Source organism: Variovorax sp. Varisp85 (genome assembly GCF_047304045.1).
Lineage (GTDB): Bacteria > Pseudomonadota > Gammaproteobacteria > Burkholderiales > Burkholderiaceae_C > Variovorax.
The window spans coordinates 1-16,911 of record NZ_JBGLYN010000053.1; the positions used below are offsets into that span (position 1 = coordinate 1).

Consider the following 16,911-nt stretch of genomic DNA (forward strand, 5'->3'; position numbering starts at 1 on the left):
CAGATCGATTTCAAAAACGTAAGCCTGGCTGAGTGTCTCTCGACCGACGAGGCGGTGGAATTGCAGTGCCTCGCCCAAGGGCGTCTGGATCGTGACGCGGCGCTTCACGGATGGCGTCTCCACGGGATCGGAAAGATCACCGGGGACGCGACGAATGTTGTCGCAATGGCGTGAGTCACGCACTCTCCCTGCTGTCGTTATTGATTGCTGCTTGCCTTGAGAGCGAATGGCCAGCTCTCGATGCGTCATCGTGCACTGCGACAGGACGCTTCAAGCGATTGCAATTATGTGATTCCAATGTTCGGCAACGCGCAGGTCTTGCCTTTTGGCGTAGGGATTCTTGTTGCAGGTATGCCAACAAGTTGACATGCCAAATCAACGCTTGCTTACGACGGATGTAGTCAATGGGCTCCAAGCCCCTTCCTTGTTTTGAACGAAAGGACTCTTGAGCCGTGTGATGCTGGCTAATCCTGCGATGCCGCTGCGCGCGCGAACTGTGACAAGCGTTTGACCAGCGGCTCGAACAGTTCCATGGGCGTGTTCCCGTAACCCAGTACCAACCCGTTGTCCGATGGCGTCGGCCGCATCGCAAATCCCGACAGCGGAAACGGCGCGATGCCATGTCGCAGCGCCTCGGCCGCGATCCGGCGGTCATCGAAGCGCGCGGGCAACCGCACCGTCAGGTGCAACCCGCAGTAGCCGCCGTCGATCTCGTGCGGTACCTTGAAATACTTCTGCAGCGCAAGCCGCAGCGCCTGCTGCCGGTCGCGGTACAGCCGCCGCATGCGGCCCAGGTGCCGGCTGAACTGCCCGCTCTCGATGAAGTCGGCCATGGCCAGCTGCTCGTAGCGATGCCCGCCGCGCAGCATTTCTTCCAGCGGTGCCTGCACGACTGGCAGCAGCTGGGCGGGCAGCACGAGAAAGCCCAGCCGCAGTGACGGAAACATCGTCTTGCTGAAGGTGCCGACGTAGAGCACGGGCGCGTCGTCCACCAGCCCCTGCATCGCACCGATGGGCTCGCCCGTGTGGCGGAACTCGCTGTCGTAGTCGTCCTCGATGATCCACGCGCCGTGCTGGCGGGCCTGCGCGATCAGCGCGAGCCGGCGCGCGATGCTCAGCACCGAGCCGCCCGGGTACTGGTGCGAGGGCGTGGTGTAGATCAGCCGGGGCGGGTGCTTTTGCCAGTCGCGTTCGGTCACGCACAGGCCTTCGGCGTCGACCCGCACCGGCACGATGCGCATGTCGCCCGCATGCATGGCGGCCTTCACGCCGCGGTAGCCCGGGTCTTCGACCCAGCCGGTCTCGCCCGGGTTGGCCAGCAGCCGCACGCACAGCGAGATGGCCTCCTGCGCGCCTTCGGCGATGACGACTTGTTGCGGCTCGCAGCGCACGCCGCGCGCCACCGACAGATGCCGCGCGATGGCCGCACGCAGCGGCGGTTCGCCCAGCGGATCGCCGTAGCCCAGCGCGGCCGATCCGGCGCCGCGGATCGCCCGGTCGAGCGCGCGCCGCCATGAGGCCGACGGAAAGTGCGACAACGCGGGCACACCGGGGCGCAGCGCCGCCTCCATCTCGCCGCGCGACGTGCCTGGCTTGATCTCCGCGAGACGCAGCGCGGTGGCTGGTGCGCCGGCCGGCTTGCCCGTGCGCTTCGGCAGGACGGAAGACGAGAGTTCGGTCACGCGAGTGCCCTGCCGGTCGGGCTGCACATAGCCCTCGGCCGCCAGATGCTCGTAGGTCGCGGTGACGGTGTTGCGGGATACGGCCAGCGCCTCGGCCAGGGCGCGCGAGCCCGGCAGGCGGCTGCCGGCGACCAGGCTGCCGTCGAGGATGGCGCGCTTGAGCCGGTCGTGCAGCTGGTGCTGCATCGAGCCTGCGCCGCGGTCCCTTAAGAGGGAGGACTCGAGCAGGGCAGTGGGAGAGAGGGTAGGTCGTGGCACCATGAAATGAATCCAACGTGGCACTTACGCTGGAGCCACGTTGCGCGTACTTTACGTGCTCCCGCCCAGTTTTTCCTTTTTTCCGAAAGAGCCTTTCATGTCAGCCCGCCAAAACAAGTTCGGCCAGTCCATCGGTCCCGATCTTCCCGAATGGACGCCGCGCGCCCAGCCGCCGCGCCGTGTGGTCGAAGGCCGTTTCTGCAGGCTCGAACCGATCGATGCCTCGAAGCACGCCGACGATCTGCACGCCGCCAACGCGCAGGCCCCCGATGGGCGCGACTGGACCTACCTCGGCGTCGAGCGCCCCGCCGAAGCGGAAGGCACCCGCGCCTACATCGAGCGCATCGCGAAGAGCACCGACCCGCTGCACTTCGCCGTCATCGACAGGCAAAGCGGCCGCGCCGTGGGCTCGCTGGCGCTGATGCGCATCGACCCGGCCAACGGGGCCATCGAAGTGGGGACCGTCAATTTTTCGCCGCTGCTGAAGAACACGCCGATGTCCACCGAAGCGCAGTACCTGCTGATGAAGCTCGCCTTCGACGAACTCGGCTACCGCCGCTACGAGTGGAAATGCGACAACTTCAACGAGCCATCGAAGCGCGCGGCGCTTCGGCTGGGCTTCAAGTACGAGGGCCTGTTCCGCCAGGCCGTGGTCTACAAGGGCCGCAGCCGCGACACCGCGTGGTTCTCGATCATCGACGGCGAGTGGCCCGCGCTGCGCACCGCGTTCGAGCGCTGGCTGGCGCCCGGCAACTTCGACGCGCAGGGCCGGCAGCGCATGTCGCTCGACAAGTTCCGGCTGCCTTCTTCCTGAGTGAGTCGCGCCGGGCCGGAATCTATTTGCCCGGCTTCTGCGACTGCTCGCACTCGACCTGGATCAGCTCTCGCTCGTCCAGCGTCGCGCCGATGCGCACCGCGCTCAGGCAGCCGCCCCACACGCAGCCGGTGTCGATCGAGAGCAGGTCGGGCCGCGACAGCCAGCCCAGCGTCGACCAGTGGCCGCAGGCGACCGTGGCCTTGGCCGTCTTGCGCCCGGGCACGTCGAACCACGGCATGTAGCCTTCGGGCGGGGTGGCCGCGCTGTCTTTGGCCTCGAATTCCATCACGCCTTCAGGTGTGCAGAAGCGCAGCCGCGTCAGCGCATTGACGATGGCGCGCAGCCGCGCGCTGCCCGTGAGCGTGTCGTGCCATTGCGCCGGCTCGTTGCCGTACATCGACATCAGGAACTCGCCCAGCGCCGGCCCGCGCAGCACCGACTCGACCTCGGACGCCAGCGCCAGCGTGTCGCCCACCGTCCACTGCGGCAGCACGCCCGCATGCAGCATCAGCAGGTCGCCGTCGCCAATGCGCATGTGCAGCGCCATGTGCTGCAGGCGCACCCATTCGAGCAGCGCCTCGCTGTCGGGCGCGGCCAGCACTTCGGCCAGCGTGTCCTTGCGGCCGGCCTTGCGCGCGCCGTGCGCCACGCCCAGCAGGTGCAGGTCGTGGTTGCCGAGCAGGCTCAGCGCCGAGGCGCCGCAGCCCTGCACGCGGCGCAGCACCGCGAGCGAATCGGGGCCCCGGTTGACCAGGTCGCCCAGCAGCACGATGGTGTCGCGGCTGGGGGAGAAATCGATCTTCTGCAGCAGCCGACCGAAGGGGGCGTCGCAGCCTTGCAGGTCGCCAATCAAGTAAAGTGACATTCCCTCATTCTCTCCCTCAGTTCATGGATGTCTTCCTCCTGGCCTTGTTGACCACGCTCAACGCGTTGTTCGCAATGTCCGAAATGGCCCTTTCCACCAGCCGGCGCGCACGTCTCGCGGCACTGGCCGAAACGGGAGACACCGGCGCGGTGGCCGCGCTGAAGCTGATGGAGTCACCCACGCAATTCCTCTCGACGGTGCAGATCGGCATCACCTCGATCGGCATGCTCAGCGGCATCGTCGGCGAGGCCGCCTTTGCCGAGCCGCTCGCGGTCTGGATGGAAGGCGTCGGCATGGGGCGCGGCACCGCCAGCGTCGCGTCCACCGCGGTGGTCGTCACCTGCATCACTTTCTTCACCATCATCTTCGGCGAACTGGTGCCCAAGCGCATCGGCCAACTCTATCCCGAGCCCGTGGCGCGATGGGTGTCGCGCCCCATGCGCGGACTGGCCAAGGGCGCCAAGCCTTTCGTGTGGCTGCTGGCGGGCGCCACGGCCACCATGCTGAAGCTGCTGCGCATCGACGCCAACGCGGCCCGTTCTGTCACCGAGGAAGAAATCTCGGCCAGCCTCGAAGAAGGCGTGGACGCCGGCGTCATCGAGCAGCACGAGCACCAGATGGTGCGCAATGTGTTCCACCTCGACGACAGGCGCCTGTCGTCGCTGATGATCCCGCGCGCCGACATCGAATGGCTCGATGCTTCGTTCACCGTGGAGCGGGCACTGCAGCAGGTTGCCGACGCGGCCGAGCTCAACCTCGTGCATTCCTGGTACCCCGTGTGCCGCAACTCGCTCGACGACGTGGTCGGCGTCGTCAGCGTGGCGCAACTGCTGCGCCTGGGCTCCGCGCATCGCGGCGTGCTGGGCCAGGAGGCGACGCCCGCCGTGTTCGTGCCCGAGACCCTCACCGGCATGGAGCTGCTGGAGCAGTTCCGCGCCCGCGCCGGCCGCCTCGTGTTCGTGGTCGACGAGTACGGCGTGGTCCAGGGCCTCATGACCCCGCGCGACCTGCTCGAAGCCATCACCGGCGAACTGCAGCCCGGCATGCAGACCGACGCCTGGGCGCGCGAGCGGGCCGACGGCGTGTGGGAGCTCGACGGCCTCATGCCCGTGTCGGAGCTGCGCGCGCGCCTGGGCATCCGCGAATTGCCCGATGAAGAGCGCGGGCGCTACAACACCGTGGCCGGCTTGCTGATGTCCGTGTCGGGCCACCTGCCCAAGGTGGGCGAGCGCATCGACTGCGCCGGCTGGTGCTTCGATATCGTCGCGCTCGAAGGCCGCCGCATCGACCGGGTGCTGGCGTCGCCCGACCCGACGGCGCCGTCCAAGGAAGATTGAGGCGGGGGCCATGCTGTCTCTGCTCGCTCTCAGCTGCCCCCAATGCTCCGCGCCGTTGCCGCGCGCTGCCCGCTGGCGTACCGTCAACTGCAGTTACTGCGGCACCACCGTCACCCGAGGCACTGAAACCATCGAGCGCGAGAGCTTCCGCGCCGCGCTGCGCCGGGCCAATGCCGACGTGCCCGGCGGCCGCATCCTCACATGGCGCGGCGCGCGCTACCGCGTGCTCGCACCGCTGGCCACCGGAGAGCACAGCGAAGTGCTGTTCGCCGAACGCCTCGGTGCATTGCCCGAGCGCGTCACGCTCAAACTCGCGCGAGACAGCGCCGCCAACAGCGTGCTGGTGCGCGAAGGCGCGGTGCTCCAGTCGCTGCAAGACCTGCCGGTGCAGGGTGCTGCCTATTTCACCCGCCGCCTGCCGCAGCCGCTGGGCGTGGGCATTGCCGAAGGCCTGGGCGACGGCGCCCGCCAGGCGCTGGTGCTGCGCCACCCGGCAGGCTTCTGGGGCAGCCTGCAAGACGTGCAGCAGGCCAACGCCCAAGGCATCGATCCGCGCCACGCAGTGTGGATCTGGCGCCGCATGCTCGAAGTGCTGGCCTTCGTGCACGGTGCCGGCTGGACGCACCGCGACCTGTCGCCCGCGCATGCGCTCGTGCATCCGCGCGACCATGGCGTGCTCGTCATCGGCTGGTCGCGCGCGCAACATGCCACCGGCACGGTCCACAACGCCGCCGCCGCACGCGACCTGATGCAAGCTGCCTGGACCGTGCGCGCCGTGTTGCACGGCGGTGCGGCCGGCGAGCCAGGTTTCGGCGCTCACACACCTGCACCGCTCGTGGCCTTGCTGCGCCAGTGCAGTGAAGACAGTGCCGCCTGCCAGCGCCTTGGCGCACAGGGCATCGAGCAGGCGCTCTCCGCCGCGTCGCGCGAAGCCTTCGGCGCGCCGCAGTTCGTTCATTTCGATCCCGCGCCTCCCCACCGTACCGGCGCCTGAACCGCACATACGCACCAAGCTAGGAGTCACTTCATGGGCTACGGAAACTACTCGCATGCCGCCCACACGGCGCTCATTGCCGACCGCGCCGCCAAGCCGGGCGCCGAGGTCTTCACCCAGCGCTCCACCCATCCGCTGATGAACCCGCAAGGGCTGAAGGTGCGCGAGTCGCGCGACAACGCCGACCATCCGAACTCGCTGGGCATCGTTTTCGCGCTCGACGTCACGGGCTCCATGGGCGATATTCCGCAGACGCTTGCGCGCAAGGAGCTACCCACCTTCATGAAGCTGCTGACCGACTGCGGCGTGGCAGACCCGCAGCTCATGTTCATGGCCATCGGCGACGCCACCTCCGACCACGCACCGCTGCAGGTCGGCCAGTTCGAATCGACCGCCAATCTCATGGACCAGTGGCTCACCTGGAGCTATCTCGAAGGCGGTGGCGGCGGCTCGGGCGAAGAGAGCTACGAGCTCGCCTTCTACGTCATGGCCCAGCACACCGACATGGACTGCTGGGTCAAGCGCAAGAAGCGCGGCTACCTGTTCGTCACCGGCGACGAACTGCCGTACCCCGCCGTCTCGCGCCACCAGATCGAAGGCCTCATCGGCGAGAAGCTCGACGAGGACATTCCCATCGAGGAAGTCATCGCCGCCGCGGCCGAAACGACGAACCTGTTCTTCCTGATTCCCGACGCCCAGCGCCGCCGCCGCTGCGAGCCGCGCTGGCGCGAGCTGCTGGGCGATCACGTCATCTGCATGGACTCGCCGGACGACGCCTGCGCCGTGGCCGCCGGCATCGTCGCCCTCACCGAAAAAGCCGTGCCCAGCCTCGACGCGCTGGCCGGCGTGATGGGCGGCACCGGCATGGCACGGGAACGCGTGGGTGGCGTGATGCATGCGCTCGAGGGGTATGCCGCGCTGCTCGACCCGACCGCAGCGCGCCACGCGCCGCCGGGCTTGGCCGCGGGAGCAGCGGGCCCGCGCTCCTCGTGGTGGAAGCGGCTCTTCGGCTGATGACCGAGTGAGCTCCGGCACCGCAGCGGCAGCCACGCGCTACATCTCACTGCTCGGCCTCGGCTTCGGGGACTGCGGCAAGGGGCTCTTCACAGACCACCTGTGCGGCGCGCTGCAGGCCCACACTGTCGTGCGCTTCAACGGCGGCGCGCAGGCCGGGCACAACGTGGTGCTGGCGGATGGGCGGCATCACACCTTTTCGCAGTTCGGCGCCGGCAGTTTTCATGCGGGCGTGGGCACCGTGCTTGCGAGTCCGGTGGTGGTGCATCCGACGGCGCTGCGCGTCGAGGAAGCGGCATTGCGGCGGGTGGGCGTGGAGGACGCGTTCTCGCGCCTGCTGATCGATGCGCGCTGCCGCGTGACCACGCCCTTTCATCAGGCGGCAGGCCGTTTGCGCGAATGGGCACGGGGGGAGGGGGCGCACGGCAGCTGCGGCGTGGGTGTCGGCGAAACGGTGCGGCATGCGCTCGCCGCACCCGACGAGGCGCTGCACTACGGCGACCTGTCGCAGTCGGCCCTTGCCTTGGAAAAACTGGAAGCCTCCCGCGCTGCGCTGCTTCGCGAGTTCGCGCACGCGGCGCCCTTGCATGCCGATGGCGCGCGGGAACTGTCGGTGCTCCAGGACGACTCGCTCGCACGGCGATGGCTCGATGCCGCCGCGCCGTGCCTGGCCCAGTCGCCGCCTGCGGGGGCGGACCGCATCGCCGAGCGCCTTGCGCGGCCCGGCGCCGTGGTCTTCGAGGGCGCGCAGGGCGTGCTACTGGACGAGTGGCGCGGGTTCCATCCGCACACCACGTGGAGCACCATCTCGACGACGGCGGTCGAGGCCGTGCTGCGCGACGTGGGCATCGACGCGCCCGTGCAGCACCTGGGTGTTCTGCGCAGCTATCTCACACGCCATGGCCCGGGACCGCTGCCCACACACGACCGGGCACTCGATGCGCGGTTGCGCGAGCCGCACAACGCGAACGAAGGCTGGCAGGGCGTGTTCCGCAGGGGCCACCCCGATGCGGTGCTGCTGCGGTACGCGCTGGATGCGGCAGGCACGCTCGACGGGCTGGTGGTGAGCCACCTCGATGCGGTCGACGGTGCGGGCCTGCGCTGGTGCGCCGGTTACCGCACGGCGGAGGCGGGCCGCTTCGCGTCCCTACCGCTCGGCGGCGTGCGCGATCTCGGCCATCAGCACGCATTGACCCGACTGCTGCAAGGCGCCGAGCCGATCTATGAGCCGCACGCCGTCGCAAGCCCGCATGCATGGGTGGCGTATGCCGAGGCATCGAGCGGCTTGCCCGTGCGCTTCGGCGCTTTCGGCCCGACGCGCGAAACCGTGCGCGACCACAAGCATCTTCCTTGAGAGACTTCGTGAGCTACAACATTCCCCTGATCGTCGGCGCCGCATCGAGCGCCATTGCCGCGCTGCTGCACATCTGCATCATCTTCGGCGGGCCGGCGTGGTACCGCTTCTTCGGCGCGTGCGAACGCATGGCGGCGGGCGCGGCGGCCGGGCATCTGTATCCGCCCGTCGTCACGGTGGGCATCGCCTGCGTGCTGGGGGTGTGGGCGGCCTGACGGGCCGGCCGCCCTCATTCACCAGGCCACCCCGTCCCCCATCAACGCCCGCTGCGCCAGCAGGAACGCGGCCGCATTCCAGCTCTGCCCCGCCATCCCCATCGGCGCGAGCGTGCGCCCATGGAACCACTCCGTGAACCGCCAGTCGTCCTGCGCGTTCGCTTGTGCCAGCCGCGCAAGCTCGGTCCACGCCTGCCCGTGCAGCCCCTGCCGCGCCAGTGCCATCACCCAGAACCCGCCGACGAACGGCCAGATTCCCCCGTTGTGGTACTGGTGCACGATGTTCTGTCGATGCCGCCCCATGTAGGCCCGCCACAGCTCGTGCTGCTGCGACAGCGGATGCAGCACCACGCGCAACGGGTAGGGCTGCGATGCATGCGCCGCATCGATGGTCCGCACGATGCGCTGCGCCATCGCCGCATCGGCCAGCCCGCTCTGTATCGCCAGCACGTTGCCGAACACATCGCCTTCGTCGCCGACCACCGCGAAATTGACGAAGCTCAGGTACAGCCCCGGGTCGCGCCGGCCGCGCCGCGCATAGTGCCGCAGCAGCCTTGCGCGGTGGTACTCGGGCAGGTCGCGCTGGAACGGATTGAACAGGTGGTTGAAATGGTGCTGCGTTTCCTCGGCGCGTTCGAGTGCGAAGCGGCGCTTCACGTCGAACCACAGCGCGTTGGTGTACAGCACGTAGCCCGAGCGCGGCATGATGTCGGCCCAGTCGCTGGCCTCGTTCTGCTGCAGCAGGCGAAAGTGCTGGTGCTCCTGCGCGAGCAGCCATTGGATCGCGCGTTCGACTTCGGAGCGCCAGTGCGTGGCGCCTACATCGCCGTGCCTGCGCACATGGTCCGCCGCAATGAGCCACCACAGGGTGGCGTCGATGCAGCCCAGATACCAGAAGTCGGCGTCCTGCCCCTCGGGGTCGACGTACTTCGGAATCTGCCCGTTGGCCGCCTGCTGCGACGCGAGCGCGTCGAGGCTGGCCACGGCGCCTTGCTCCAGTGCGGGCACGCCGCTGCCGCACATGGCCATGACGCAGATGGCGGCGTCGCGGCCGAAGATGCGCGTGTAGCGCCGCGCCACGGCGGCCTCGGTGCGGCTGGCGGCCAGGATGCCGTGCGGCGTGAGGTTGCCTTCCAGCAGTTCGAGCGAGGCTCGCGCGCAGGCATCGATCAGCGCCAGCGCGGAAGCGTCGAGGTTCGGGGCCGGGCGCGTGGTCATAGGGTGGGCATTCGCAGGCTCGGGACGCCGGGACGCCGGGCCGCCGCGCCTCGCTCACACGTTGCTGGTCGCGCGCACTTCCTCGATGGTGGTCTGTCCGGCCAGCACCTTCTCGATGCCGTCCTGCCGCAGCGTGCGCATGCCTTCCTGCAGCGCCGTCTGCTGGAGTTCTTCCGCACGTGCGCCGGTCTGCACCAGGCGGCGCAGCGTTCTGGACATCGTCATCAGCTCATGGATGCCCACGCGTCCCTTGAAGCCGGTGTCGCCGCAATGCTTGCACCCGGTGCTGGTGTAGCTGTGCAGGTGCCCGTCGCGGCCGTAGCGCTGCATCCAGTCGTCCTGCAAGGCCTTGCGCTGGACCGCGTCGTTTTGCTGCGTGCCGAATGCGTGCATGTAGTCGTTCAGCAGTTCGTCGACCGTCTCCGGGCTCGCGGGCGTGCTGCTGGTGCAGCGGGTGCAAAGGCGGCGCACCAGTCGCTGCGCCAGCACGGCCAGCAGCGAGTCCGCGAAGTTGAACGGGTCCATGCCCATGTCGAGCAGGCGAGTCACGGTTTCGGGTGCGCTGTTGGTGTGCAGCGTCGACAGCACGAGGTGGCCGGTCAGCGAAGCCTCGATGGCGGTCTTCGCGGTTTCCTCGTCGCGGATCTCGCCGACCATGATCACGTCCGGATCGGCGCGCACGAACGCCCGCAGCGCCTTTGCAAAGGTCCACTCGATGCGCGGGTTGATCTGCACCTGCCGCAGCCCGGTCTGCGTGATTTCGATCGGGTCTTCGGCGGTCCAGATCTTTCGCTCCGGCGTGTTGATGTGCATCAGCGCCGAGTGCAGCGTGGTGGTCTTGCCCGAGCCAGTGGGGCCCACGCACAGCACCATGCCGTAGGGGCGCTCGACGGCCTTGGTCAGCTCCGCGAGGTTGTTCGGCGAGAGGCCCAGCTTGTCCATGGGAAGGGGCTTGGCCGACGCCAGGATGCGCATCACCACGTCTTCGAGGCCGTTGTTGGTCGGGATGGTCGCCACGCGCAGTTCGATGCGGTGCTGCGGCGAGTACTTGGCGAAGTTGATCTTGCCGTCCTGCGGGTTGCGCTTTTCGCTGATGTCCAGGTCGCACATGATCTTCACGCGCGCGACGACGGCGTTGCGGTAGCTTGGCGGCAGCTCCAGGTAGGTGTAGAGCAGGCCGTCGCGGCGAAAGCGGATGCGGGTCTTTTCCTGGCCGGGATAGCTTTCGATGTGGATGTCCGACGCGCCCTCACGGTGCGCCTCCAGGATCATGCTGTTGATCATCCGCACCAGGGAGTTGTCCGACTGCTCGATGGGAGCCTCGGGGGCGGGCGCGGCGGGGCCTTCCTTCTCGAGCGTCTGCAGCAGTTCGCTGGTGCCGGCCATGTCGAATTCGAGGGGCCGGCTGGGATCGAGGTTCGAGGAAAAGACGCCGGGGGCGGAGGTCGTCGACTCGCCGATTTTTTCGTAGGCTGCGTGCAGCACGTTGTCGAGGTCGATGCATTGCCCGACCACCGGGGTGACCTTCATCTGCGCGATGAACTCCACCTCGTCCAGGGCCGAATGCCGGCTGGTCGGGTCGTCGATCGCAACCACGAGGCGCCCCTCGTGCAGCCGCAGCGGCATGACCTGCAGGCGCTGGGCCACGGAATACGGCAGCTTGCGCAGTGCGTCGGCCGCCGCGGGGAACAGGTGCAGGTTGACGAGGGGATAGCCCATCTTGCGCACCAGCGCGGTCTGGAGCTGGCCCTTGCTGACGATGCCCATGCGCACCAGCGTCTCGCCCAGCGGCACCGTGGGATCGAGCTGTTGCCGCGTCAGCCCGGAACGAAGTTGATCCTCGGTGATCATGCCCAGCGAAATCAGCGCTTCGCCGATCCGTGCGATCGGCGTGCGGCTCTGGGCTTCGAGTGCGCTCAGGAGCTGCTCGGGCATGACGACTTCGTTGGCGGGCATGGGCGATTTCCTGTCTGGTTTCGGACACTGCATCGTAGAGCGGGATTCATGCGCTTGCCATCGCTTCAACTTGTGAGTACGCAAGTTCTCATGTCGGGGCCGAACCCTGAATCTCCTCTTGTCCTACGCGGGCCGCTCGCCACCTGCCTAGCATGTCGGCGATGCGTCAATTGATTCTTGCGACAACCCTGGTGCTGGTCGCTGCCGCCGCAGCGGTGCAGGCCGAGCCTGTCAAGGTGCCCGTCGACAGCGACGAGAAGGGCACCGTCTACGTGGCCCCCAACGTGAACCCGACCGAAACCTCGGCCACCGTCAAGGGGGCGAGCTTCGGCGTGCTGCGGCCGGACGGCAGCGGCACCTACATCGGCACCGACACCTCCACGCCACGGCCCACCTACTCGCTGGGGGCGAGCACCGGCGGCAATCTGTCGCTCTCGGGCGGTGTTCAGTCGGACGGCAAGGCCAACAACGGCGTGAAGGCCGGCATTACCTTCAGGTACTGACAGGAGGGCCGCGCGCGCGACAGAGGGTTTTGTCGGACCTACGCAGCAGGCTGCGCGGGCAGGGCCGGCGTCAGCCCGTAGCGCGACATCACCGCGACCAGCTTCGCCTTGTCGGGCGGTCCGCCCGCATTGACCACGGTCGCGACCTCGCGAAAGTACTGCGCGCCGATGTCCGGCGAGAGCATGACGATCGCGCGCGCCGTCTGCGATCCGACATTGCGAAAGCCGTGCACCGAGCCGCGCGGCGTCGACATCCATTCGCCGGGTGTCAGCTCGCGCGTTTCGGCATCGACCGAATAGGTGACCGCGCCTTCCACGACATAGAAGAACTCCTCGTTGTCCCGATGGCTGTGCGGTGGCGGCACGTTGGCGCCCGGCGGCAGGGTGAGTTCGAACACCCCCATGCTCCCTGTCGCGGAGCCATCGACCAGATAGCGAATTTCGAGCTGACCTGCCTTGATCACTTCATCGCGGTTCATGTGTTTCTCCTGTCGCTGGTGCCCAGGCGTTGACTCTACGGCGTTGCAGGAAAAAGATAAATCGCCTATTTTTCGCAGCCTCAGACCAGCGTGCCGTAGACGATGAATCCGTCGTGCGTCGCGACCTTGTCGTACAGCGTGCGGCCGGCCGTGTTGGTCGCATGGGTCTGCCAGTACACGCGGCGTACGCCCGCGTGCTTCGCGCGCTCGTACACGCCCTGGATCAGCTGGCGGCCCACGCCGCGGCCGCGTTCTGACGGCAGCGTGAACAGGTCCTGCAGATAGCAGGTCGGTTCGAGCCGCGTGGTGCTGCGGTGGAACAGGTAGTGGGTGAGCCCGACCAGTTGCCCGTCGCGCTCGGCGACCAGCGCATGCACCGGTTCGTAGACATCGAAGAAGCGCTGCCATGTGGCCTGCGTGATCTCGTCGGCAAGGGCTGTCGCACCCTCGCGTCCGTAGAAGGCGTTGTAGCCGTCCCATAGCGGCTTCCATGCCGCGTAGTCGTCGGGCGCCGGAGGGCGGATCTGGAGGGGCGTACTCATCGCGTCTGTGGCCTGCATTCTGAAAAATGCGATTGCAACACAACGCGTGCCGCTCCCAATCTTCGGTCAGCTCGGCGCTATTGGCTACTGCCGACCTGCTCCTGCGCCTTGGAACGGGCGCATCCAGGCGGCATCACCGCCACCGGTAGCGCGGGCGGCAGCGCCGGACCCTCGGTCAGGGCGCCCATCGATTGCTCCAGGAAGTCGAGCATCGCGCGCATCGCGGCGCTGTTGTGGCGGCGCTGCGAGTAGGCCGCGTACAGCCAATGGTCGCGCGGCATGTGCTCGCGCAGCACCGGCACCAGCGCTCCGCGTTCCAGGTGCGACTGCGCCAGCGGCTCGGGCACATAGGCCACGCCCACGCTGCGCAGCGCCAGTTCGATCAGCGCGACGGCGTCGTTGGCTTCCAAGCGGCTGTGCACGGGCACGTCGTACTGCCTGCCGTCGGTCTCGAAGGGAAGGTGGGTGGTCGGCTTTGCCGAGTAACTCAGCACCTCGTGCCGGCCCAGATCCTCGGGCGTCTGCGGCATGCCGCGCTGCGCCCAGTAGGCCGGCGTGGCGCAGACCACCATGTCGAACTGCACCAGCCGGCGCACGATCAGGTTCATGTCGTCGATGCGTCCGCCGGTCAGGTGCACGTCGATGCCTTCCTCGATCAGGTCGAGGTCGTCGTTGGTGAACACCAGGCTCACGTACACGTCGGGGTAGCGCTTGATGAACTCGGCGATCACGTCCGAGAGCCAGCCGGCGATCAGCCCGTGCGGCGCGCTCATCCGCAGCCGCCCTCGCGGGTGTGAGCCGTGGGCCTGCAGGTCGTTCAGGGTGTTCTCGGCCATGGTCACCAGCTCGGTGCTGCGGTCGAGCAGCACCTGGCCGGCGTCGGTCAGGCTCAGGGAGCGGGTCGAGCGGTTCAGCAGGCGCACGCCGCTGCGGGTTTCGAGCTCCGCCACGTAGCGGCTGACCGTGGCCTTGGACATGCCCAGCGAGATCGCTGCGCGGGAGAAGCTGCGCCGGAACGCGACTTCGCGGAATGTTTTGATGAGATCGAGGCCGTCCATGGGTGGACGCATTGTTCCAGCATCGGGGATGAGGCCGTGGGCGTAGGGGCATACCACCTGCGACGTGGTTGTACGGCGCCTGTGACGCCAACGAGCGATATGGAAGCGTTCTACCCGACCCGCATCACTGTCCCGTATACCCCGCAGCGCTCGCCTCCCGCGCACGAGCATCATCCACCGCTCGTTCGGAGCGAAGCTGGCGTCTTCCACAATTCGCACACTCATAAAGACGCAGCCAGGGCAGCAGGCGCATCCACCCACTGCGATGAATGCGCCCAAGGTGCGCGATGTTGCACGTACAAGCGACGAACAGGTGGGACATGGAAGGTCTGTGTAGAAACAACGGGAGGAAATCGTTGTTCGATTCTTTCGCCTCACCCTGGCGAATGCAACTCACCGGTTTCAGCTATTTTTTCGCCCTTGCGTCCGGCTACGGCGCGGAAGGCGGCAAACCGAAGTCTGTTCCCGCGAAGTCCTGGGGAACATGCACGCCCTGCGAATCGCGCAGCAATACGCCGCGCCTTTCCATCTCCCGCATCGTCCTGTTGACGACCTCGCGAGAAACGCCGGCGTAGGAGGCGATGACACCCTGCGTGACGCGCTTGTCGTAGGCCTCGTGGCCAGCGGGAGCTATCTGGGTCATCTTGTGGAGTACACGGCCGACCATCTCTTCTGAAGATAGCGAAGAGATGCGCCGGATCTGACGGCGCAAGACATTCATGCGGGCAGCCTCCGCACCAAGCAATTCCAGTGCGATGCCGTGATGCCGCTCGCAAAGCGCCCTGATCACCGGCACGGGAACGAGGTATATCGTGCTGGGAAGCACCGCGATCAATCTGTGGGCAGCCAGATACTGTGGCTCGCTCAGGGAACCGCCAAGATAGAAGTCGTGCCGGCGAATGAAATCCGTGGTCACTTCCGTATCTTCCTGCGCGCCGTCGCGGCCTTGGGCAACCACGCGCACCAGGCCGCTTTCCACGCAGTAGAACGAACGCGTGCATTCGTTCGACGCAAGGATCGTCTCGTTGCGAGCGTATGAACGCAGCTCGCAAAGCTGCCCGATGGCCGAACGTTCCACCAGCGGCAAGCGGGCAATCAATGGATGCAGGTGCACGCAGCGATGATGAAAGCCGGGAGGTCGAAACGCAATCACCCGAATTAGGGATTCCTTACTACAGCATCCCATCGCGCCGCGGCAGCTATTTCTAGTCGCAGGCCTCCAGATCGATCAGGCCCTTCTGCATGGCATCGCGCACCGCCTGGGCACGCGACTTCACGGCCAGCTTGCGATAGATGCTCTTCGCATGCGCATCCACCGTGTGCAGCGAGCGATGGCTCAGCTCGGCAATCTGGCGGTTGCTCAGGCCTTGCGAAATCATCCGAAGCACGTCGAGTTCGCGACGCGAGAGTGCGCGGCCTGCAGCGCCTGGACTCGCCGATGGCGGGAGGCGCGTTTCTTCAGTTTGCGAAGAGACTTCCACTGGTGTCGGCAACGAGGCCGAAGGCGGCAGTTCAGGCCCCAGCACCGCACGCCCCCGTTCCACGATGCACCACGCGATCCGCATCGCCGTGGCCGAATCGCCCTCGGCAATCAGGCGCATCAGAAGGACGAGTTCCTGCTGAGCCGCTTTGGCGAACAGGAGGGCGGCGGCGGTCGAGGAAGTCGACGAATCGATTCGCGGCACTCCATCGCTGGTCCCCTCCACGCGCGGCTCGCCGCCGCTGGAACCGGCCGTGCGCACGGACGATGATTCCCTCGAGCCTTGTTCGGGCCGCGTGGCAATCCGCCTGCTCTTTTCTTTGGACATCGATGCCTTCAAGTAGCGCAAGCGCGATCAATCGTCCTCGGGTTTGCGCCCGGATGGGTCGCTCGCCGGGGCCGGGAAGCTCTCGAAGAAGATCGGTTCGACCTGGCTCGGCTCGGCACGCGCCAGGTTTTCCTCGGCGGGCAAGAGGTTGCCGAAGTCGGTGGACGCGAAATTGGCGGGCACGTGCACGCCTTGATCGTCGCGCCGCACGAGGCCGCGTTGCTCCATGTCGCGCATGGTCTTGTTGACCACTTCGCGCGACAGACCCGAGTAGGAGGCGATCACCGATTGGGAGATGCGCTTGTCGAACGCGCCCATGCTCGAGGGGGCCAGCACGGTCAGCTGGTGCAGCACGCGGCCGACGACGTCTTCGGTGGACAGTGCGGACATGCGCCGCAGCTGGTTGCGCATGACGGCCATGCGCTCGATCGCGAGTTCCAGCAGTCTGATGGCCACCTCCGGGTACGAACTGCAGATCTTGCGCAACGCCACGACGGGGATGAGGTGCACTGCCGCGGGCAACGCGGCAACCAGCGTGTGCTTGGCCTGGTAGGTGTCCTCGGAAAGAGACGGACCGATGAAGAATTCGTTCTGGCGGATGAAGTCGGTCGTGACATTGGTGGCGTGGGCGCGGCCCTTGCCATGCTCCACCACGCGCAGCAGTCCGCTGGCCACGCAATAGACGCAATCGCTCGAGCTGCCGGCCGCGAGCACCACTTCATTGCGCCGGTAGGAGCGCAACTGGCTGCTCTGGACCAGCGCAACGCGTTCGGCCTGCGACACGTTGGCGAAGAGAGGATTCAGGTACATG

17 protein-coding genes are annotated in these 16,911 nt (G+C 67.2%); 7 read left to right on the top strand and 10 right to left on the bottom strand.

Going from position 1 to position 16,911, the window contains the following annotated elements; genetic code table 11:
* Window positions 1–464: 464 nt before the first annotated feature.
* Complete coding sequence (locus tag ACCC97_RS19830; protein WP_413334556.1) at window positions 465–1,943, bottom strand: PLP-dependent aminotransferase family protein; 1,479 nt, start codon at window positions 1,941–1,943, stop codon at window positions 465–467.
* A 94-nt stretch (window positions 1,944–2,037) separates the two neighbouring features.
* Between ACCC97_RS19830 and ACCC97_RS19835 the strand changes: the two genes are divergently transcribed.
* A complete protein-coding gene (locus ACCC97_RS19835; protein WP_413334558.1) occupies window positions 2,038–2,754 on the top strand; it encodes a GNAT family N-acetyltransferase in 717 nt (238 codons plus the stop codon).
* 22 nt (window positions 2,755–2,776) lie between these two features.
* Here the strand turns inward: ACCC97_RS19835 and ACCC97_RS19840 are convergent, their stop codons facing one another.
* Entirely contained in the window at window positions 2,777–3,622 is an 846-nt protein-coding gene (locus tag ACCC97_RS19840; RefSeq protein WP_413334560.1) for a symmetrical bis(5'-nucleosyl)-tetraphosphatase, read from the bottom strand.
* Window positions 3,623–3,645: 23 nt separating this feature from the next.
* Here ACCC97_RS19840 and ACCC97_RS19845 point away from each other — a divergent pair, with 23 nt between their 5' ends.
* From ACCC97_RS19845 to ACCC97_RS19865, 5 genes are read left to right on the top strand one after another with little or no spacing between them, the layout of a single operon-like run.
* Window positions 3,646–4,959 (top strand): hemolysin family protein, encoded by a 1,314-nt coding sequence (locus ACCC97_RS19845; protein WP_007835621.1) that lies wholly within the window; start codon window positions 3,646–3,648, stop codon window positions 4,957–4,959.
* 10 nt (window positions 4,960–4,969) lie between these two features.
* Window positions 4,970–5,953: a lipopolysaccharide kinase InaA family protein gene (locus ACCC97_RS19850; protein WP_007835619.1), complete on the top strand. Its 984-nt coding sequence runs from the start codon at window positions 4,970–4,972 to the stop codon at window positions 5,951–5,953.
* Window positions 5,954–5,986: 33 nt separating this feature from the next.
* Window positions 5,987–6,967: a hypothetical protein gene (locus ACCC97_RS19855; RefSeq protein ID WP_007835617.1), complete on the top strand. Its 981-nt coding sequence runs from the start codon at window positions 5,987–5,989 to the stop codon at window positions 6,965–6,967.
* Window positions 6,968–6,974: 7 nt separating this feature from the next.
* Window positions 6,975–8,321: an adenylosuccinate synthetase gene (locus ACCC97_RS19860; RefSeq protein WP_413334563.1), complete on the top strand. Its 1,347-nt coding sequence runs from the start codon at window positions 6,975–6,977 to the stop codon at window positions 8,319–8,321.
* Window positions 8,318–8,536, top strand: coding sequence for a hypothetical protein (locus ACCC97_RS19865; protein ID WP_413334565.1), 219 nt, complete (start codon window positions 8,318–8,320; stop codon window positions 8,534–8,536). Before ACCC97_RS19860 ends, ACCC97_RS19865 begins: the two co-directional genes overlap by 4 nt.
* Window positions 8,537–8,554: 18 nt before the next feature.
* On the opposite strand, the gene ACCC97_RS19870 is transcribed toward ACCC97_RS19865, so the two are convergent.
* Both ACCC97_RS19870 and ACCC97_RS19875 read right to left on the bottom strand, forming a co-directional pair.
* Window positions 8,555–9,754, bottom strand: a complete 1,200-nt coding sequence (locus tag ACCC97_RS19870) for an amylo-alpha-1,6-glucosidase (protein WP_413334567.1) — start codon at window positions 9,752–9,754, stop codon at window positions 8,555–8,557.
* A 54-nt stretch (window positions 9,755–9,808) separates the two neighbouring features.
* The gene (locus tag ACCC97_RS19875) at window positions 9,809–11,710 is read right to left on the bottom strand and encodes a GspE/PulE family protein (protein WP_413334569.1); all 1,902 of its coding nucleotides are present in this window, start codon (window positions 11,708–11,710) and stop codon (window positions 9,809–9,811) included.
* Window positions 11,711–11,871: 161 nt separating this feature from the next.
* Here ACCC97_RS19875 and ACCC97_RS19880 point away from each other — a divergent pair, with 161 nt between their 5' ends.
* Window positions 11,872–12,213, top strand: coding sequence for a hypothetical protein (locus ACCC97_RS19880; protein ID WP_056590389.1), 342 nt, complete (start codon window positions 11,872–11,874; stop codon window positions 12,211–12,213).
* A 38-nt stretch (window positions 12,214–12,251) separates the two neighbouring features.
* Here ACCC97_RS19880 and ACCC97_RS19885 read toward each other — a convergent pair whose 3' ends face one another.
* The 6 genes from ACCC97_RS19885 to ACCC97_RS19910 all read right to left on the bottom strand — a co-directional run bounded on the left by ACCC97_RS19885 (window position 12,252) and on the right by ACCC97_RS19910 (window position 16,910).
* The gene (locus ACCC97_RS19885) at window positions 12,252–12,692 is read right to left on the bottom strand and encodes a cupin domain-containing protein (protein ID WP_413334571.1); all 441 of its coding nucleotides are present in this window, start codon (window positions 12,690–12,692) and stop codon (window positions 12,252–12,254) included.
* A gap of 80 nt (window positions 12,693–12,772) precedes the next feature.
* The gene (locus tag ACCC97_RS19890; protein WP_413315813.1) at window positions 12,773–13,234 is read right to left on the bottom strand and encodes an N-acetyltransferase family protein; all 462 of its coding nucleotides are present in this window, start codon (window positions 13,232–13,234) and stop codon (window positions 12,773–12,775) included.
* A 77-nt stretch (window positions 13,235–13,311) separates the two neighbouring features.
* On the bottom strand, window positions 13,312–14,292 hold the full coding sequence (locus tag ACCC97_RS19895) for a LysR family transcriptional regulator (RefSeq protein WP_413315812.1): 981 nt from the start codon (window positions 14,290–14,292) through the stop codon (window positions 13,312–13,314).
* Between the two features lie 430 nt (window positions 14,293–14,722).
* Window positions 14,723–15,445: a Crp/Fnr family transcriptional regulator gene (locus ACCC97_RS19900; RefSeq protein WP_413315811.1), complete on the bottom strand. Its 723-nt coding sequence runs from the start codon at window positions 15,443–15,445 to the stop codon at window positions 14,723–14,725.
* Between the two features lie 52 nt (window positions 15,446–15,497).
* Window positions 15,498–16,100 (bottom strand): response regulator transcription factor, encoded by a 603-nt coding sequence (locus tag ACCC97_RS19905; protein ID WP_413334573.1) that lies wholly within the window; start codon window positions 16,098–16,100, stop codon window positions 15,498–15,500.
* Window positions 16,101–16,127: 27 nt separating this feature from the next.
* The gene (locus tag ACCC97_RS19910) at window positions 16,128–16,910 is read right to left on the bottom strand and encodes a Crp/Fnr family transcriptional regulator (RefSeq protein ID WP_007835595.1); all 783 of its coding nucleotides are present in this window, start codon (window positions 16,908–16,910) and stop codon (window positions 16,128–16,130) included.
* Between the last annotated feature and the right edge of the window lies 1 nt (window position 16,911).